General features: G+C 63.9%; 15 protein-coding genes. 10 read left to right on the top strand and 5 right to left on the bottom strand.

The genetic code is table 11. The features are described 5' to 3' along the window. Positions 1–192 precede the first annotated feature (192 nt). The 4 genes from LB526_RS18450 to LB526_RS18435 all read right to left on the bottom strand — a co-directional run bounded on the left by LB526_RS18450 (position 193) and on the right by LB526_RS18435 (position 4717). On the bottom strand, positions 193–1221 hold the full coding sequence (locus tag LB526_RS18450) for a zinc-dependent alcohol dehydrogenase family protein (RefSeq protein WP_224531565.1): 1029 nt from the start codon (positions 1219–1221) through the stop codon (positions 193–195). A gap of 7 nt (positions 1222–1228) precedes the next feature. After that, a complete protein-coding gene (locus LB526_RS18445; protein WP_224531607.1) occupies positions 1229–3019 on the bottom strand; it encodes a TRAP transporter large permease subunit in 1791 nt (596 codons plus the stop codon). Next, the gene (locus LB526_RS18440; protein ID WP_224531562.1) at positions 3019–3624 is read right to left on the bottom strand and encodes a TRAP transporter small permease subunit; all 606 of its coding nucleotides are present in this window, start codon (positions 3622–3624) and stop codon (positions 3019–3021) included. Before LB526_RS18440 ends, LB526_RS18445 begins: the two co-directional genes overlap by 1 nt. A gap of 187 nt (positions 3625–3811) precedes the next feature. Further along, positions 3812–4717: a branched-chain amino acid ABC transporter permease gene (locus tag LB526_RS18435; protein WP_224531558.1), complete on the bottom strand. Its 906-nt coding sequence runs from the start codon at positions 4715–4717 to the stop codon at positions 3812–3814. 93 nt (positions 4718–4810) lie between these two features. On the opposite strand from LB526_RS18435, the gene LB526_RS18430 reads away from it, so the two are divergent. The 10 genes from LB526_RS18430 (at position 4811) to LB526_RS18385 (ending at position 17041) form a co-directional block, all read left to right on the top strand. Further along, complete coding sequence (locus LB526_RS18430; RefSeq protein WP_095769381.1) at positions 4811–5419, top strand: CGNR zinc finger domain-containing protein; 609 nt, start codon at positions 4811–4813, stop codon at positions 5417–5419. Then, the gene (locus tag LB526_RS18425; RefSeq protein ID WP_224531556.1) at positions 5412–5942 is read left to right on the top strand and encodes a hypothetical protein; all 531 of its coding nucleotides are present in this window, start codon (positions 5412–5414) and stop codon (positions 5940–5942) included. Before LB526_RS18430 ends, LB526_RS18425 begins: the two co-directional genes overlap by 8 nt. Positions 5943–6149: 207 nt before the next feature. Next, positions 6150–9623, top strand: coding sequence for an indolepyruvate ferredoxin oxidoreductase family protein (locus tag LB526_RS18420; RefSeq protein ID WP_224629021.1), 3474 nt, complete (start codon positions 6150–6152; stop codon positions 9621–9623). Between the two features lie 148 nt (positions 9624–9771). Further along, positions 9772–12087 (top strand): putative bifunctional diguanylate cyclase/phosphodiesterase, encoded by a 2316-nt coding sequence (locus tag LB526_RS18415; protein WP_224629019.1) that lies wholly within the window; start codon positions 9772–9774, stop codon positions 12085–12087. A gap of 404 nt (positions 12088–12491) precedes the next feature. Beyond that, positions 12492–13184, top strand: a complete 693-nt coding sequence (locus tag LB526_RS18410; RefSeq protein WP_224629017.1) for an N-acyl amino acid synthase FeeM domain-containing protein — start codon at positions 12492–12494, stop codon at positions 13182–13184. 149 nt (positions 13185–13333) lie between these two features. Then, on the top strand, positions 13334–13483 hold the full coding sequence (locus LB526_RS18405; protein ID WP_023729728.1) for a DUF3096 domain-containing protein: 150 nt from the start codon (positions 13334–13336) through the stop codon (positions 13481–13483). A gap of 149 nt (positions 13484–13632) precedes the next feature. Further along, positions 13633–13857: an aa3-type cytochrome c oxidase subunit IV gene (locus LB526_RS18400; RefSeq protein WP_095769375.1), complete on the top strand. Its 225-nt coding sequence runs from the start codon at positions 13633–13635 to the stop codon at positions 13855–13857. A gap of 85 nt (positions 13858–13942) precedes the next feature. Beyond that, positions 13943–15223, top strand: a complete 1281-nt coding sequence (locus LB526_RS18395) for a Re/Si-specific NAD(P)(+) transhydrogenase subunit alpha (protein ID WP_224629015.1) — start codon at positions 13943–13945, stop codon at positions 15221–15223. Further along, a complete protein-coding gene (locus tag LB526_RS18390; protein WP_140545871.1) occupies positions 15223–15642 on the top strand; it encodes an NAD(P) transhydrogenase subunit alpha in 420 nt (139 codons plus the stop codon). Before LB526_RS18395 ends, LB526_RS18390 begins: the two co-directional genes overlap by 1 nt. A gap of 1 nt (position 15643) precedes the next feature. Next, positions 15644–17041 carry an NAD(P)(+) transhydrogenase (Re/Si-specific) subunit beta gene (locus LB526_RS18385; protein WP_095769372.1) on the top strand — a complete coding sequence of 466 codons (1398 nt, stop codon included), beginning with the start codon at positions 15644–15646 and terminating at the stop codon, positions 17039–17041. A gap of 73 nt (positions 17042–17114) precedes the next feature. Here the strand turns inward: LB526_RS18385 and gyrB are convergent, their stop codons facing one another. Beyond that, positions 17115–19586, bottom strand: a complete 2472-nt coding sequence (gene gyrB, locus LB526_RS18380; RefSeq protein ID WP_224629013.1) for a DNA topoisomerase (ATP-hydrolyzing) subunit B — start codon at positions 19584–19586, stop codon at positions 17115–17117. Positions 19587–19734: the final 148 nt, after the last annotated feature.

The raw sequence follows: 19734 nt of genomic DNA, 5'->3' as shown, positions 1-19734 counted from the left end.
GGCGCGAAGCGCCGAGACGGATGAGGGGTGTTGGAAGGATCGCCGTCCTTGCCAAGCTGGAGCACCCCTCATCCGTCGCCTTCGGCGACACCTTCTCCCACAAGGGGAGAAGGGAAAACCGCGCCTAGCCAGATGACGGGCAGCGCCAGCGCCTGTACATCAGTGAACTGGAACGCTTTCCCAGGAAGTGGGTCAGCCTCGGCCCGGCACCACCAGCACCTTGACCTCGCCCGGCGCCGGCGGATTGGCGATCACGTCCGGTGCCTCTTCGAGGCTGACCTGCTTCGAGATCAGCCGGTCGATCTCGATCGCGCCGGAGGCAATCAGCTGAGCCGCCCGGCCATGCGTGAACGGGTTGAGGAAGGAGCCGAGCACCTTCAGTTCGCGAAACAAGAGATCGAACGGCTCGATTTCCACCTTCATGCCTTGCGGCACGACGCCAACGATCACCACCGTGCCGCCCGCCTTTGCCATGCGCATCGACTGCTCCACCGTGTCGCGGACGCCGGCGCATTCCAGCACCACGTCGACGCCGCCGGGCGCCAGGCCATTCGGTCCGGCGACGGCCGCGATCGGGTCGCCGGCGCTTGGGTCAATCGTCGCGGTCGCGCCGAGTTCCTCGGCGAGCGCGCGACGCGAAGCCTGCCGGGTCGACAGAATGATGGTCGCCGCGCCCGCGAGCTTGGCCAGCTGCACGACGAGCAGGCCGATGACGCCGCCGCCCAGCACCACGACCGATGCGCCCGGCCGGATCGCGGCCAGGTCGACGCCGTGCAGGCAGCAGGCGAGCGGCTCGCAGAAAGCGCCATGCGGCGGCTTGAGGTTTGCGGGCAGTCGGAAGGCTTGGCTTTGCGGCATCAGCACGTAATCGGCGAAGCCGCCGTCGCGGTGGATGCCGATGGCGCGCAGATTGCTGCAGAGATTGACGCGGCCGGCATGGCAATGGGCGCAGCGCCCGCAGGCAATGTTCGGATCGCCGGTGACGCGGTTGCCGACGGCAATGCCCGTCACCGCCGCGCCGACCGCTTCGACGATGCCGGAGAACTCATGGCCGAGCGTCACCGGCGGCGTGCAGGGAAATTCGCCATGGAAGAGGTGGCGGTCGGTGCCGCAGACGCCGCAGGCCTCGATGCGCACCAGAACGTCCTCAGGCCCGGGAACGGGTTTTGCGACCTCGCGCAACCCGATCTTACCTACCGCCTCCAGCCGCACGGCTCTCATGGTGTCCTCAATTGAATTTGGGCGGCTGCGAGAGATCGGGCGCTGGCGCCGCCGGCTTGGCCGGCGCATCGCCGAAGCTCGGCGGCTGCGACAGGTCGGGCGTGCCGGGTGCCGCCGGCGCGCCGCCATTGGATGGCGCAGCTCCATTGTTGTTCGCCGGGGGCGTTCCGAGCGGCGACAGCGAAGGCATGTCGGGCAGCCTGAGGTCGATGGTGCTGGGCTCCACCGCGGCGCCCTTGTAGCGCATGACCATCTGCGGGAAGGCGATGGTCAGCCCGATCATGATCACCTGGATCAGGACGAACGGCACGGCACCCCAATAGATCTGCCCGGTTGTGATCGGCGCGATCTGCTTGCCGGTGATCCTGTCGAGGTAGGGCACGCGGGCCGCGACCGAGCGCAGGTAGAACAGCGCGAAGCCGAAGGGCGGGTGCATGAAGCTGGTCTGCATGTTGACGCCGAGCAGCACGCCGAACCAGATCAGGTCGATGCCGAGCTTGTCCGCCGCCGGCGCCAGCAGCGGCACGATGATGAAGGCGAGCTCGAAGAAATCGAGGAAGAAGGCAAGCACGAAGACCAGAATGTTGACGCCGATCAGGAAGCCGGTCTCGCCGCCGGGCAGCGAGGTCAGCAGGTGCTCGACCCAGATATGGCCGTTGACGCCATAGAAGGTCAGCGAAAAGACGCGCGCGCCGATCAGGATGAACAGCACGAAGGCGGAAAGCCGGGTCGTCGAGGCCAGCGCCTGGTTGATGACGTCCATCGTCAGGCGGCCCTTCATTGCCGCCATGATGAGCGCGCCGACGGCGCCCATGGCGCCGCCTTCCGTCGGCGTGGCGATGCCGAGGAAGATGGTGCCCAGAACCAAGAAGATCAGCGCCAGCGGCGGGATCAGCACGATCACCACCTGCTGCGCCAGCTTCGACATCATGTTGATACGGAGCCGCTGATCGAGGATGGCGACGACATAAATGACGATGACGCCGACGGCGAAGCCGAGGATGTCGGCATTGTCGCCGTGGGTCGGCGCAAGGTAGCGATAGGCCGCGTATGAAATCGCGCCCGTCACCACAACTGCCACCAGCAGAGATATCACGCCGTGGCCGAGCGTACGCGCCTCGAGCGGCAGCGCCGGCATCGAGTTCGGCCGGACGATCGACATGATCAGGATGTAGAGCATGTAGATGCCGGTGAGCACGAGGCCGGGGATCAACGCGCCGGCATACATGTCGCCGACCGAGCGTCCCAGCTGGTCGGCCAGCACGATCAGCACCAGCGACGGCGGAATGATCTGCGCCAGCGTGCCGGAGGCCGCGATGACGCCCGAGGCCACGCGCCGGTCGTAGCCGTAGCGCAACATGATCGGCAGCGAGATCAGGCCCATGGCGATGACCGAAGCGGCCACCACGCCGGTCGTTGCGGCAAGCAGCGCACCGACGAAGATCACCGCATAGGCAAGCCCGCCGCGGATCGGCCCGAACAGCTGCCCGATCGTGTCGAGCAGATCCTCGGCCATGCCGGAGCGCTCCAGCACGATACCCATGAAGGTGAAGAACGGTATCGCCAAGAGCGTGTCGTTGGACATCACCCTGGTGCCGTAGAAATTGTCGGGAAGCGCATGCAGCAACGGCCAGGCAAGGTTGATCGACCCGCCGGAATAGGGCGACAGCACGACACCGATGAAGAAGAACATCAGCCCGTTCGCGGCGAGCGAGAAGGCTACGGGGTAGCCGATCAACAGGAAGACAACCAGCGAGGCGAACATGATCGGCGCCATGTTCTGCGCAATGAATTCGATCACGAGCGCACCTCGCCCGCGTGCGCCTTGGCTTCCTCGGCCAGCGCCTTGGCCTCGAGCTCGGCCTGCTCATGGGCCGGGATGAAAGGAGTGGGATCGTCCATGTCGCCACGCATGATGGCGATCTTCTTGATGATTTCGGAAATCCCTTGCAGCGCGAGCAGGAAGAAGCCGACCAGCAGGATGGCCTTGGCCGGCCACACGATCAGGCCGCCGGCATTGGTCGACATCTCGCCGCTGCGGAAGGAAAGCGACACGTAAGGCACGAAATAGATCACCATCAGCACCACGAACGGCATCAGGAAAAAGACATGGCCGAAGAGGTCGATCCAGTGCTGCACACGGCGCGAGAACATGCCGTAGACGATGTCGATGCGGATATGGTCGTTCTGTTTCAGCGTGTAGGCGGCGGCCAGCATGAAGGCGGCCCCGAAAAGGTACCACTGCAGCTCCAGCCAGGCATTGGAGGAGATGTCGAACACCTTGCGGATGACGGCGTTGCCGGCGCTCACCAGGATCGCGAGCAGGATCAGCCACGACACCCAGCGGCCGATGAACTCGTTGATGCGGTCGATCGTCCTGGATAGAGCGAGCAGCCCTGCCATGCATAGTCCTCCCTGGTACCGGCAGCGCGCCCGATTCCCCCTCCGGTGTCGCGCCGCTTGGCCCAACGATATGCAGTGCGTGGTACGGCAGGTCAACATGACAAAGCGACGGCAAACAGATCGGCAAGCCGCGCAGAGGCGGAATGCCGCCGCTTGACGCCACGTCATGCAACCAAAGTCTGGGAGCTCAGGCGATCTTGGCCTGGTCGCGCCCGGCGCCGATCAGCACCAGCATGGCGACGAGGAAGAGATAGATCCAGGCGTCGCGCCATTCGAGCGGGAAATAGCCGGCCCAGAGCGATTCCGCCATACCGAAGGCCGCGGCACCAAGCGCCGCCTTGAGCGGCGACAGATAACCGCCGACCGCCGTCACGAACAGGATCTTGAGGCCGTAGACCAGCCCGGTGCCGAAGGAGACATTGCCATAATAGAGACCGGCAAGCACGCCGGCCAGGGCGGCGCAAAAGCCGCTGAACAGCACGGCGCGGCGGAACACGGCGGTGACGTCGATGCCGCACATCGCCGCCGCTTTCGGGTCGTCGGAGACGGCGCGCCAGGCGCGGCCGAAATGCGAATGCGAGAACAGCCAGGCCGCCAGCGCCACCACCGCGATGATACAAGCGCAATCGAGCAACTGGATGACGGTGAGCGTCACCTTGAAGCCGTCACCCTGGGCAAAGATGACGGGGTTGGCGAGCATCGGCGGCAGCCATAGGTCATGCGTGTCGGCGGCGATGCGGCTCGCTTCCGACAGGAAGATGAGAATGCCGAGCGTCGTCACCACGATGGCGTTGGGCGAGCGGTCGGCGAGCCTCTCGAAAACGCTGCGCGACAGGACGTGGCTGATCAGCGCGGCATAAAGCACGGCGGCGGCGACGCCGAGCACTACCGCGGCGGCCAGCGTCAGCCACAGCGCCTGATAGCCGAAGGCGGCGGTCAGGATCATCGTCTGGCCGCAGAAGGCGAACAACGCGCCGTAAGCCAGGTTGGTGCGATGCAGGATGCCGTTGGTCAGCACATAGCCGAAGGCGAGCAGCGCATAGAGAGCGCCCGAATGCAGCCCGTTCAGCACCTGCTGGAAGAAATAGAGCATGCGATATCCTACAGGTCGTATGACGCGACCCCGCCGGACCGTTGCACTCGGAATCTAACTTGTCAAATGCGTTTTATCGGTTAGATTTCTATCATGACGGTTTCCTGGACCCCGCACCGCTTCACCGGCGGCATCCTTGCGCTCGACACGGCGAACACCGTCGTGCTGCGCAACGATCCGCAAAAGTCCTTTGACCGTTTTGACGATCCGGCCGAGATCGCCCGCTTCGCCGAGGCGGCGAGCGGCTTTCGCGCGGCCGAGCTCGGCGGCCGAAGGCTGCAGGCGCCGGAGCCGGGCGAGATAAAGCCAGCCGTCGTCTCGATTCGCGAAGCGACCGACCGCCTGTTTCGCCATGCCGTATCGAACGGCGCGATTGCGACCAGCCACTTGCCGGACTTCCTCACGGCCTGCGCCGGCGGGCTGTCCGGCAGCGCGACCGAGATCGGGGTGCCGGGCCAGCCTTTCGGCGATCCGCAAACGCCAATCGCCTTCGAGGCGGCTTTGGCCGTCTCGGCGCTGTCGCTTCTGCGCGACGAAACGGTGGCGAGGCTGAGGATCTGTCCCAATTGCAGCTGGCTGTTCGTCGACCGCAGCCGCAACGCCAGTCGCCTCTGGTGCGACATGGCGGTTTGCGGCAACCGCCAGAAGGCAAACCGCTATTACCGCCGCCGCACAGCGGCGAGGGAGGTCAGCAATGCTTAGGAAATTGTCGCGTTCGGCTCTGGTCGGCGTCGCCTTGATCGCTGCATTCGCGCTTGGCGCCTGCCGCGACACCGGCAAGGAGCAACTCTTCGCCATCTCCGGCAAGCTGTTCGAGTTCAATTACCGGCTGGCCATCGCCACCTATGTCATCACGCTGAAGCCGCTGCGGCCGATGGTCGACGGCCAGATCGCGGTGGTGAGCTTCCAGAACCCGGCCGGCGGTGATCCGCTCGTCGTCAACCAGAAGATCTGGCCGAAGCTGCCCCATATCACGCTCACCAGCCCGCCGCTCTCCTGCGTGGTCAAGGACAAGCCTTACAAAGTCTCGATCCGCATCCAGGATGCCAGCGGCACATTGCTGCAAAGCATCGACACCACCATGACCTCGTCGGAGGATCAGACGATGCTGCCGGACCGGCCGCTGGTGATCGGCCCGAATTACGAGCTCAACCCGGACCTTGCCGGCCATCCTGACGGCAGGCTGCCCGATGCGCAGAAGCCGGATTGCTCGAAAGCGACCTGAAACGCCCAGCGCTCACGAAATTTTTGTTCCTCGGGAAGCGGTTAGCGCGGTCTTGCATGCGCCGTCGGCCACTCGCCAGACCGTTTGTTGCGTGTTATTTGGCCTCTGCGATTTTGTTTGACCTCTCCGCCAAGGGAAGAAAGACTGCGGCGTCCCACTCCGACGTTGGCTGCCTGATTTGAGCCGCCTCCGCAGAGGAAATACCTGATGACGCTGCACGACGTCGCGCTCGACGACAAGTTCGACCTTGGCAAGGAGCGCGTCTTCCTGTCCGGCGCGCAGGCGGTCGTGCGCATGCTTCTGATGCAGCGCGAGCGCGACCGCCGCGCGGGCCTCAACACAGCGGGCTTCGTCTCCGGCTATCGCGGCTCGCCTTTGGGCGGCCTCGACATGCAGCTGTGGCGGGCCAAGAAGCAGCTTGCGGCTGCCGACATCGTCTTCCAGCCCGGCCTCAACGAGGAACTCGCCGCCACCGCCTGCTGGGGTTCTCAGCAGACCGAGTTGCTGGGCGAGGGCACGCATGACGGCGTCTTTTCCGTCTGGTACGGCAAGGGGCCGGGCGTCGACCGTTCCGGAGACGTCTTCCGCCACGCCAATCTTGCCGGCTCGTCCAAGCACGGCGGCGTGCTTGCCCTGATGGGCGACGACCACATGGCCGAATCCTCGACGAATGCGCATGCCACCGAATTCCTGTTCGTCGACACCATGGTGCCGATCCTCAACCCGGCAGGCGTCCAGGAGATCATCGACTACGGCCTCTACGGCTTTGCAATGTCGCGCTTCGCCGGCACCTGGGCGGCGATCAAATGCGTCAAGGACAACATCGAATCGACCGCCTCGGTCGACGCCTCGATCGAGCGTCTGGGCATCGTCATTCCCGAATTCGACATGCCGCCGGGCGGCCTCAACATCCGCCACGAGATCGACATGCTTGGCCAGGAAGAGCGGCTGCACGAGTACAAGCGCGCCGCCGCCTCCGCCTTCATCCAGGCCAATGGTCTCAACCGCATCGTCTATTCCGGCGGCCGCAATCCCAAGCTCGGCGTCATCACCATCGGCAAGAGCTATCTCGATGTCCGCCAGGCGCTGGAGGATATCGGCATCGACGAGGCGGCCGCCAACCGCATCGGCATCCGCCTGTTCAAGGTCGGCTGCCCGTGGCCGCTCGACTTCCAGCACATCGCCGAGTTCGCGCGCGGCCTCGACACCATCGTCGTTGTCGAGGAAAAGCGCTCTTTGATCGAGGTTCAGCTGCGCGAGAACCTCTACGGCACCGCCACGCAGCCGGTGATCGTCGGCAAGAAGGACGAGCGCGGCGACTGGCTGTTTCCGGCCAAGGGCGCGCTCGATCCGAACGAGATCGCCATCGCGCTCGGCGAACGGATTCTGCGCACCATCGGCCCGTCGGAAGAAATCGCCGCGCGGCTGGCGAAGCTGCGCCAGTTCCAGGCGATGCTCGCAGACACTGTCGATATCGGCTCGCGCACGCCTTTCTTCTGCTCCGGCTGCCCGCACAATTCCTCGACCAAAGTACCGGACGGCTCGATCGCCGCCGCCGGCATCGGCTGCCATTTCATGGCGCTGTGGATGGACAGGAATACGGTCGGCTTCACCGCCATGGGCGGCGAGGGCGCGCAATGGGTCGGACAGGCGCCGTTCTCGAAGCGCGACCACATCTTCCAGAATCTCGGCGACGGCACCTATAACCATTCCGGCGTGCTGGCGATCCGCTTCGCGCTGTCCTCCGGCGCCAACATCACCTACAAGATACTCTACAACGACGCCGTCGCCATGACCGGAGGCCAGCCGCATGAGGGCGGCCTGACCGTCGACATGATCGCAAGACAAGTGCGCGCCGAGGGCGTCGAGCGCATCGCCGTCGTCACCGATGAGCCCGACAAATATGCCGGCAAGGCCGATTTCCCGGCCGGCGTCAGCATCCATCACCGTGACGACCTCGATCTCGTCCAGCGCGAGTTGCGTGGGCTCAAAGGCGTTTCCGTTCTCATCTACGACCAGACCTGCGCCGCCGAGAAACGCCGGCGCCGCAAGCGCGGCACCTTCCCCGATCCGGACAAGCGCGTCTTCATCAACGAACTGGTCTGCGAAGGCTGCGGCGATTGCGGCGTCCAGTCGAACTGCGTCTCGATCCAGCCGGTCGAGACCGAATTCGGCCGCAAGCGGCGGATCGACCAGTCGAGCTGCAACAAGGACTTCTCCTGCCTCAACGGCTTCTGTCCGTCCTTCGTCACCGTGCATGGCGGCAAGATCAGGAAGGCCGAGGGCATTGCCGGCAAGGCCGATCCTCTCGACGGCGTGCCCGCGCCGGCTGAATTCCGCATGGGCACCCAGGGCTGGGCGGCGATCATCGACGGGGTCGGCGGCACCGGCGTTGTCACCGTCGGCGCGGTGCTCGGCATGGCCGCGCATCTTGAAGGCAAGGGCTGCGGCATGATCGACATGGCCGGCCTCGCCCAGAAGGGCGGCTCGGTCTTCACCCATGTCCGCATCGCCCCGACGCCCGAGGACATCCATGCCATCCGCGTTTCGGCCGGCAAGGCCGACCTTGTGCTCGGCTGCGATCTCGTCGTCTCCGGCGCCAAGAAGGTGCTGGGCGCGGTGCGCGAGGGCCACACGATCTTCCTCGCCAACACCGCCGAGATCATGCCCGGCGAGTTCACCCGGTCCGCCGACTTCTCGCTGCCGATCGAGCGGCTGAAGAAGGCGATCCGGGCGGCGGCCGGCGACGACAAGGCGCATTTCTTCGACGCCACCCGCACGGCGACGGCTTTGTTCGGCAATTCGCTGGGCGCCAACATGTTCATGCTCGGCTTCGCCTTCCAGCATGGCGGGCTGCCGCTTTCCGCCGAAGCCGTTGAAAAGGCGATAGAATTGAACGGCGAGGCTGTGCCGATGAACATCGCGGCCTTCCGCTGGGGCCGCCGCGCCGCGCATCAGCCCGATTTCGTGCGCGGCCTGGTCAGCCAGACGGGCAAGCCGGCTTCCCGACCGGCGGAGACGCTGGACGATGTCATCGCCCGCCGTGTCGCCTTCCTTACCGCCTATCAGAACGCAGCCTATGCCAGGCGTTACGCCGACCGCGTGGCGACGTTGCGCGCCGCCGAAGCCAAGGCTGTGCCCGGCTCGACCGCGGTGACCGAGGCCGTCGCCAGGAACCTCTTCAAGCTGATGTCGATCAAGGACGAGTATGAGGTGGCGCGGCTCTACACCGACGGCACTTTCGCCGCCGACCTCGCCAAGCAGTTCCAGAGCTTCGAGAAGCTCGAGTTCCATCTCGCGCCGCCGATCCTCGGGCGGCGCGGCAATGACGGCAAGCCCCGCAAATCGAGCTTCGGCCCGTGGATGATGAAGGGCTTTCGGCTGCTGGCGGCGATGAAGGGCCTGCGTGGAACCGCCTTCGACCTTTTCGGCTACACGGCCGAGCGGCGCACCGAGCGGCAGTCGCTGAGAGCATACGAGGCCGATCTCGACCTGATCGCCAGCGCGCTGGCGCCGGGCAGGGTGGAAGCCGCGACGGCCCTGGCCTCCGTGCCGGCGCTTATCCGCGGCTACGGCCATGTCCGGCAGGCCAGCGCCGACAAGGCGGCGGGCGAGCGCTCGCGTTTGATCGAGCGTTTGAAGCAAGCCCCCGCGGAGCCTTCGCTTCGGGCGGCGGAATGATCGCGCCGGCGCGTTGACGCCGCGCCAAAATCCCGAATCCCTTATCCGTCCTGCTCACAGCAACCCTCTGCAACCGTCGCCGCGCGCCGTTCTAAGCCTTTCTTAAGGCGGGGTGTGGCATGACAAGGCGTAGTGTTGGGCCGAGTGTATGGGCAGAGCGAAGACCGAGAGCATCCCGGCGGACGTCTATATCCAGTTCGTGCGGGCATTGTTCGACAACGCCGGCATGGTGGCGATCGGCGGCGTATGCTACTGGATTGTCGGTTTCATGGTCTACCTGCGCACGCAGGATCTGCTTTATCTGGCCTTGGCTTTCGTTCTGCTATCGGCCAGCCTCTGGCGGTACTTCAGCATTCAAGGCTTCCATAGAGCGGGCGGCACCATAGCAAGTGTCGCAGAGGCAGAAGCGATAGAGCGCAACTACATTATCAAAGGCAGCGCGCAGGGCCTCGCACTGGGGTCATTCTGCTTCGTGTCGATCTACCTGCGTCCTGACCAGTTTGGTGAACTGGCGTCGGTGTCGTTGTCGTTGACGACCCTGGTAACGGTTGTCGGGCGAAGTTACGGGTCCATGCGCATGGTCCAGATTTTTTCCTTGACGCTCGTCGGGCCGGCGGCTCTTGCGCTCATCCTGCGCATGGATATGGCCTCTGTCGTCCTCGGCTTGATGATCATCCCGCTGACGTTCGTCACGATCAGCAGCGCTGACCATGTCCGCAACGTGCTCTTCTCCGCGGTCATCGGCCACAAGCAGGCGAGGAACCTGACGCGCCGGTTCGACCGCGCGCTCAACACCATGTCGCACGGCCTGGTCATGCTAGGCCCGGACGGGCGCGTCGCGGTCGCCAATGCCGAGGCTGCCCATCTGATGTCGCTGAAATCATCCGAGGCGCTGCTCGGGCGCTCGATCCACAGTCTGCTGATGCGCGGCGTTGCTGGCGGCATGCTGGCGCCAAAGGACTGCCGCTACATCGAGGCGCAGCTGACGCGCGCCTTGCGCGAAGGCCGCGACCGCAAGGTGCTGGTTTCGCTTGCCAATGGCCAGCACTATGAATTTTCCGCGCGCGAAGGCAGTCAGGAATTGGGCGTCATCACCTTCGAGGACGTGACGGCCCGCGTCGAGGCGGAGGAAAAGATCCGCTTCATGGCGCGCTACGACAATTTGACGGGGCTGCCGAACCGCGCCTATTTCAACGAACTGGTCGGCGAAGCCATGGCGTCCGGCGACCGCGACCGGCTCTGCGGCCTCGCCGTGCTCGACCTCGACGATTTCAAGAGCGTCAACGACACACTCGGCCATCCGGTCGGCGATGGGCTGATCTATGCCTTGGCCGAGCGGCTGGCTGCGGTCGCTGGGCCAGGCATCAATGTCAGCCGTTTCGGCGGCGACGAGTTCATGGTCTTCTTCGACCGCATCGAGGACGAGAGCCATCTCAACGATTTGCTCGACGAGATCTTCGTCAACCTGCAGGGGGAGGTGGATGTCGCCGGTCACAGCCTACGCATCCAGGCCAGCGGCGGCGCCGTGTTGTCCAGGGTCGAAGACACCGATGTCGACGCCATGATCGTCAAGGCCGACCTTGCCCTCTACAAGGCCAAGGAGCTCGGCAAGAACAGCTGGCGGCTGTTCGAGGCATCAATGGATGCCGCGTTCCGCAATCGCCAGCTGATGAAGGCCGACCTGCGCAATGCCGTGCAGGCCAGGGAGTTGCGCGTCGTCTACCAGCCGATCGTGGCCACCAGCACCATGCGCATCGCCAGTTGCGAGGCGCTCTGCCGCTGGGATCATCCCGATCTCGGCCCGATCTCGCCCAGCGTCTTCATCCCGCTCGCCGAGGAAATGGGCATCATTGCCGACATCAGTACTTTCGTGTTGCAGGCGGCCTGCGCCGAATGCGCCAAATGGCCGACGCAGACCAGCGTATCGGTCAACCTTTCGGCCAAGGATTTCCGCAACCGCGACGTGGTGCAGAAGGTTCGTGACGCGCTGGCGGCGTCAGGCCTTGCGCCGCACAGGCTCGAAATCGAGGTCACCGAGACCGCCTTGCTCGACGACAAATCGCTGACGCGCGAGCTGATCGAAGAGATGAAGACGCTTGGCGTCCGCATTGCGCTCGACGATTTCGGCACCGGCTATTCCAGCCTCAGCTATCTGCACAAGCTGCCGTTAGACAAGATCAAGATCGATCGCTCCTTCCTGATCGATTTGAACCAGAACCGGCAGTCGCTCGATCTTCTGAAGGGCATCGTCGGCCTGTCCCGGACGCTGGGCCTTTCGGTCACCATCGAAGGGGTCGAAACCTTCGAGCAGCTGAAGACGCTGGTCCATCTGGTCAAGCCGGACTTCGTGCAGGGCTTCCTCTTCGGCGCCGCGCTCAGCGCGTCGGGCATCGAGACGATGTCGAGTGTCACGTGGCCGTTTGCCGCGGATCTGTATATCGCCGGCAAACGGACAGCCAGCTGAACGCTATTCCAGGAAAGGTGCGGAGTGTGTCTCACCTGGAATTGCGTTCAAAAAACAGATCGAATGTTCACCCAATGAAAGGATGACAGCTCGGGCGCTGTCTAAATCCGCCACGTCCTGGTGCGCGCAGCACCTGATTTCAGAATCACCGCGGTGATCGCCGCCAGTTCGGATCAGACAACCCGACTGCACGATCCTGCATTTTTCACATGAGATCGCCGAACGATTCACGGCCGTTAAGGTTAACAACCGGTAAACCAGCGATATCGAATTTTCAGCTTGTGTCTCATTTCAACTCGAATAGCTTATTTATAAGCGGAATTCGAGGACAGACTATGGTTGTTGCTAGAAAGAGCGCGTCGGTCGACGCCAGCGCTAGAATCGACTCGGCGCTCAACCGATCCATGATGCAACTGCTGGATCATGTCGAATATCGTCTCATCACCGGGGGTGAAGATCAGGAGGCGATATACCGGCTCCGCTACAATTCCTATCGACGCTCAGGTATGTGTGGCCCGATCGCGAGCGGTATGTTCGAGGATCGCTGGGATAATCTGCCCAACGCCTACCGGTTCGGTGTCTATTGCTATGGCCAATTGGTCAGCACACTGCGTTTCCATTATATTACCAGCGAGTGCCCGTTCTCGCCCTCCGTCGATGCCTATCCGGAAATATTGAAGGAGCGGCTTGCGCGCGGAGAAACCTTCATCGATGGAACCCGGTTCGCAGCCGATCCTGCCAGCGCACCGTCGCCCGGAGTGATACCTTTCCTGACACTCAGGATTGCCATGGTCGCCTCCTGTTATTTTGGCCAGGACTCGGTACTGACGCCGGTCAAGATGGAGCATTCCGCTTTTTACGTTCGTTACTTTCAGGCCGTGCAGAGGACAGAGGCTAAAGTATTTCCGGGCGTTCTTCCCCCGCTCGCACTGTTCGAAATCCCGGCCGGCGAAAACATGCGCCTGACGCTCAAACGATTGCCGTTCTTCAGATCGACGCCGATGGAGCAGCGGATGATGTTCGGCAATCCGGCCATCAACCGGCTGACGCCCCTCACCATTCTGCCGACGGCGAAATACTACCGCGCCGCTGCCTGAACGCAGGCCATGAACCTTTCGCCGGCGGCGGCGTTGTCAGAGCAATTCCAGGAAAAGTGTGAGCGGTTTTCCGTCCGGAATTGCGTCAATACAAGCTCCGCAGCCCGGTCTGCCCAGGCGGTCGCGCCTGTCATAAGAAAGGAACCCGCATGACCATCCACTCGCTCGCGCTGACGCCGCTGATCTCGCTGATCGCCGGCGTGCTGATCCTGGTGATGCCTCGGCTCCTCAACTACATCGTCGCGCTTTACCTGATCGTTGTCGGCCTGCTCGGCCTTTTCCCGCACCTCGCGGGCTGAAATCCCGCGCCGGCCGCGTCGACATCGCGCGGCATTCGATTTCAACTTTCGTTTGAGGCTGTTGTCGCGGACTGTGCGGCAATAGCGCCATTGCTCTTGGTTCGGCTTTTCGCTATGTGCCTCGAAGGCATTTTCGAAGGGGTACTTCCATGGCTGATCACACGCCGACCGGTCCTGTCGAGCTGGGCGCGCAGATGGACTATGCCGAGCACGACCGTACCTACAAAGGCTTCCTCGGTCTTGCCAAATACGGCTCGTTGTTCTGTGCCGCCGTCCTTATTGCAATGGCCTTCGGTTTCTTCGTCGGCGGCTTCTTCTCGGCGACCATCCTGTTTATCCTGATCATGGCCGTCGGCACTCTCATTCTGCGGTAGACTTCCCAAGCCCATTGCCCTCGACGTCGCCGGACGTCCGGCCGACGCCTTGCGCAGTCAAGGTTCCAGCCGAAAGGATCATCCGGTGGGACAAATCGTATTCATCCCTCGCGAGATTGACCCGAACGAGCCGCGCGTCGCGGCCTCGCCGGAGACGGTCAAGCGCCTGGCGGGTCTCGGCTTCGACGTGATCGTCGAGAAGGGTGCCGGCCTCGGCTCACGCATTCCCGACCAGGATTTCACTGCTGCCGGCGGCGCGATCGGAACGGCGGCCGACGCCAAAAAGGCCGATGTGGTGCTGAAAGTGCGCCGGCCGACGGATGGCGAGCTCAAGGGCTACAAGCCGGGCGCCGCCGTCATCGCCATCATGGATCCTTACGGCAACGATGCCGCTGTCGCCGCGATGGCCAAGGCCGGCATCACCGCCTTTTCGATGGAATTCATGCCGCGCATCACCCGCGCCCAGTCGATGGATGTGCTTTCCTCGCAGGCCAATCTCGCCGGCTACCAGGCGGTGATCGACGCGGCCGCCGAATATGACCGCGCGCTGCCGATGATGATGACGGCGGCAGGCACAGTGCCGGCGGCGAAAGCTTTCGTCATGGGCGTCGGCGTCGCCGGGCTACAGGCCATCGCCACCGCGCGGCGGCTGGGCGCCATCGTCACCGCTACAGACGTGCGTCCGGCGGTGAAGGAGCAGGTGCAATCGCTCGGCGCCAAATTCCTGGCGGTCGAGGACGAGGAGTTCAAGGCGGCCGAGACGGCCGGCGGCTACGCCAAGGAAATGTCGAAGGAATACCAGGCCAAGCAGGCGGCGCTGACTGCCGAGCACATCGCCAAGCAGGACATCGTCATCACCACCGCGCTGATCCCTGGCCGTCCGGCGCCGAAGCTCATCTCGGCTGCCATGGTCGCCTCGATGAAGCCGGGCTCGGTGATCGTCGACCTGGCGGTCGAGCGCGGTGGCAATGTCGAAGGCGCGGTGCCCGGCAAAGTCGTGACGACAGAAAACGGCGTCAAGATCGTCGGCCATCTCAACGTGCCCGGTCGTGTTGCTGCATCCGCCTCGCTGCTCTACGCCAAGAATCTCTACGCCTTCCTCGAGACGATGGTCGACAAGGTGACGAAACAGTTTTCGATCAAGCGCGACGACGAGTTGGTCAAGGCCACGATGCTGACCGATGGCGGCAAAGTCGTGCATCCTGCCTTCGCCAAGGCGGCGGAAGAGCCGCGCACCGAGCCGGCTGCCATTCCCGCGACGACCATCGTCGCTGACGCCTTCGACAAGCCTGCTGCGAAGAAGATCGCGGCGAAGAAACCCGCCGCAGCCAAGTCGCCCTCGTCTAAGTCGAAAGGGACCGCGTGATGGAACAGCTGCAGAAAGCTCTCGATCAGCTCGATCAGGCGACCGCCGCCGTCCGCCTTGCGGTGCAGGACCTTGCCAACGCGCCCGCAGGCGAGGCTGCCGGTAATGCCGCGCACGCGCTTTCGGGTGGCGCCATCGATCCCTTCGTCTTCCGCTTCGCCATCTTCGTGCTGGCGATCTTCGTCGGCTATTATGTCGTCTGGTCGGTGACGCCGGCGCTGCACACGCCGCTGATGGCCGTCACCAACGCCATCTCCTCGGTCATCGTCGTCGGCGCGCTGCTCGCCGTCGGCATCGCCGCTTCGGGCCTGGCCGCGGGCTTCGGCTTTGTCGCGCTGGTGCTGGTCTCGGTCAACATCTTCGGCGGCTTCCTCGTCACCCAGCGCATGCTCGCCATGTACAAGAAGAAGGAAAAGTGACGTGAACGCCAACTTCGCTTCCTTCCTCTATCTTGTCTCCGGCATCCTGTTCATCCTGGCGCTGCGCGGCCTGTCGCACCCGACCACCAGCCGCCAGGGCAATCTTTACGGCATGATCGGCATGGGCATCGCCATCGCCACAACGCTGGCGCTGGCGCTGCCTTCGGCCGGCCGCTTCGGCCTGATCGTGCTCGGTCTCGCCATTGGCGGCGGCATCGGCGCCGTCACCGCGCGTCGCATCGCCATGACCTCGATGCCGCAGCTGGTCGCCGCCTTCCACAGCCTCGTCGGCTTCGCCGCCGTGATGGTGGCGGCTGCCGCCATCTACGCGCCGGAAAGTTTTGGTATCGGCACCGCAGGCGACATCCATGCCCAGGCTCTCGTCGAGATGAGCCTGGGCGTCGCCATCGGCGCCATCACCTTCACCGGCTCGGTCATCGCCTTCCTGAAGCTCGACGGACGCATGTCCGGCAAGCCGATCATGATCGGCGGCCGTCACCTCATCAACATCGCGCTCGGTATCGCGCTGGTGGTGCTGATCGTGCTGCTCGTGACCACCGAGTCCAAGCTCGTCTTCTGGCTGATCGTCGCCGCCTCGCTGGTGCTCGGCGTGCTCTTGATCATCCCGATCGGCGGCGCCGATATGCCGGTCGTGGTGTCGATGCTGAACTCCTATTCCGGCTGGGCGGCGGCGGCACTCGGGTTCACCCTCGGCAACCTGGCGCTGATCATCACCGGCGCGCTGGTCGGCTCGTCGGGCGCGATCCTGTCCTACATCATGTGCAAGGGCATGAACCGGAGCTTCATCTCGGTCATCCTCGGCGGCTTTGGCGGCGAGACCGCTGCCGTGGCCAGCGACGGCATCGAGCGCACCGTCAAGCAGGGCTCGGCCGACGACGCGGCCTATCTGATGATGAACGCGCAGAAGGTCATCATCGTGCCCGGCTATGGCATGGCGGTCGCCCAGGCGCAGCATGCGCTGCGCGAAATGGCCGACAAGCTCAAGGCCAACGGCGTCGAGGTGAAATACGCCATCCACCCGGTCGCCGGACGCATGCCCGGCCACATGAACGTGCTTCTGGCCGAGGCCAACGTGCCTTATGACGAGGTGTTCGAGCTGGAGGACATCAACTCGGAATTCGCGCAGGCGGACGTCGCCTATGTCATCGGCGCCAATGACGTCACCAACCCGTCTGCGCGCGACGACAAGTCCTCGCCGATCTACGGCATGCCGATCCTCGACGTCGACAAGGCCCGCACCTGCCTCTTCGTCAAGCGCTCGCTCGGTTCCGGCTATGCCGGCATCGACAACACGCTGTTCTACAAGGACGGCACCATGATGCTGCTCGGCGACGCCAAGAAGATGACCGAGGAAATCGTCAAGGCGATGGATCACTGAGCGTCATGGCAGGCATCAAAAAGAAAGGCCCGACAGCTGTCGGGCCTTTCTTTTTGAATCTGTAAGGGCGCGCTCAGATATCCAGATTGGCCACCGACAGCGCATTGTCCTGGATGAACTCGCGGCGTGGTTCCACCTCGTCGCCCATCAGCCGCGAGAACAGCGAGTCGGCGTCGGTCGCGTCGTTGACCTTGACCTGCAGCAGAGAGCGCACATTCGGGTCCAGCGTGGTTTCCCAGAGCTGCTCGGCATTCATCTCGCCGAGACCCTTGTAGCGCTGCATGGTGAGGCCCTTGCGGCCTGAAGCGAACACTGCGTTGAGCAGCGCCAGCGGCCCCGAGAGGAGTTCCGAGGTCTCTTTCCGACGCAAGGCAGGCTGCTCGCCATAGACTTCTGCCAGGCGCGCCGCGTAGCGGTCGAGCTGGCGCGCATCGGCCGAATTGATCAGCCCGGCGTCGAGCTGGACCACATCCTTCACGCCGCGCACGGTGCGCTCGAACACATAGCCGCCCGAACCGTCATTGGAGGTCGACAGCCTGCCGGTCCAGCCGCGCTCAGTCTCCTCGGCGATCATGTCGAGCCGCTTCGCGACGCGCTCGGCCATGGCATTGGCGCGGCCCAGATCGGCAAGCACGTCGGGATTGAGCGCACCGGCGATCGCCGCCTGCTCGACGACGCTGCGGTTATAGCGCGTGTGCAGCCCGTTGATCAGCTGGCGCACCGAAAGCGCGTCGTCGACCGAGGCGCGCAGGTCCTGTCCTGTCCGTACCTCCCCGGAAGCCAGCACCAGCGAGGCCTCATCCAGTCCGGACCCGATCAGATATTCCTCATAGGCGCTTTCGTCCTTGAGATATTGCGAGCTCTTGCCCCGCGTCACTTTGTAGAGCGGCGGCTGGGCGATGTAGAGATGGCCGCGCTCGATCAGCTCCGGCATCTGCCGGAAGAAGAAGGTGAGCAACAGCGTGCGGATGTGGGCGCCGTCGACGTCGGCGTCCGTCATCAGAATGATCTTGTGGTAGCGCAGCTTGTCGGCATTGAACTCGTCCTTGCCGATCGAGGTGCCGAGCGCGGTGATCAGCGTGCCGATCATGTCCGAAGAGAGCATGCGGTCGAAGCGCGCCCGTTCGACATTGAGGATCTTGCCGCGCAGCGGCAGGATCGCCTGGTTCTGGCGCGAGCGTCCGCCCTTGGCCGAGCCGCCGGCCGAGTCGCCCTCGACGATGAAGATTTCCGACTTCGCCGGATCGCGCTCCTGGCAGTCGGCGAGCTTGCCGGGCAGCGAGGTGACGCCGAGCGAGCTCTTGCGGGTGATGTCGCGCGCCTTGCGCGCGGCCTCGCGCGCGGCCGCCGCCTGGATCACCTTCTCGACCACCACCCTGCCCTCGCTCGGATGCTCTTCCAGCCAGGTGCCCAGGGCCTCGTTGACCAGGCTTTCCACCACCGGGCGGACCTCGGACGAAACCAGCTTGTCCTTGGTCTGTGAGGAGAATTTCGGGTCCGGCACCTTGACCGATAGAACGGCGGTCAGGCCTTCGCGGCAGTCGTCGCCGGTCAGCGAGACCTTTTCCTTCTTGGTCTGGCCGGACGATTCGCCATAGCCGGTGATCTGCCTGGTCAGCGCCGCGCGGAAGCCCGCCAGATGCGTGCCGCCGTCCCGCTGCGGGATGTTGTTGGTGAAAGCCAGCACGTTCTCGTGGTAGCTGTCGTTCCACCACATAGCGACTTCCACGGTGATGCCGTCGCGCTCGGCGCGGATGGCGATCGGCGTTTCGATCAGCGGCTTCTTCACCCGGTCGAGATATTTGACGAACTCTTCCAGGCCGCCGTCATAATGCAGCTCGTGGCGCACCAGGTCGGCATGACGCGCGTCGGTCAGCACGATGCGCACGCCGGAATTGAGGAAGGCAAGCTCGCGCAGCCGGTGCTCCAGCGTGCCATAGTCGAATTCGACCATGGTGAAGGTCTCGGCCGACGGGAAGAAGGTGATCTCGCTGCCGCTGCGGCCCTCATAGGTGCCGGGCTGTTTGTTCTGCTCATATGTGCCCGTCACCTTCAACGGCGCGTCGGCATTGCCATGCGTGAAGCTCATCTCGAAGATTTCGCCGTTGCGGCGGATCTTGAGCTTGAGCCATGCGGAAAGCGCGTTGACCACCGAGACGCCGACGCCGTGCAGGCCGCCGGAAACCTTGTAGGAGTTCTGGTCGAATTTGCCGCCGGCATGCAGCTGCGTCATGATCACTTCGGCCGCAGAAACACCCTCTGAGGAGTGGATATCGGTCGGAATGCCGCGGCCATTATCGATCACAGTGACGGAACCGTCGGGGTTGAGCGTCACCGAGACGAGGTCGGCGTGGCCCGCCAGCGCCTCGTCGATGGCGTTGTCCACCACCTCATAGACCATGTGATGCAGGCCCGAGCCGTCATCGGTATCGCCGATATACATGCCTGGACGCTTGCGAACGGCATCCAACCCCTTCAAAACCTTGATGGAATCGGCGCCGTACTCGGCTTCCACGCCAATGGCGCTTTCGGTCTGGTCGCTCATGAATACCTGTCTGATTGATGTCGATGGTCCGGCACGGGAAAGTCACCCCGAATCGCGCCGTTTTGATGTCCTAGATATAGGCGCAAACGGCTGGTTTTCCAAGGTTTGCGGCCATTTTGCCGGCTTGGCGAGAAGCCTTTCATTCACC

This window comes from Mesorhizobium sp. CA6, from assembly GCF_020165035.1.
Classification (GTDB): Bacteria; Pseudomonadota; Alphaproteobacteria; order Rhizobiales; family Rhizobiaceae; genus Mesorhizobium.
Note: the sequence above shows the minus strand (reverse complement) of the source record. Positions and strands in the feature narration are given on the sequence as shown.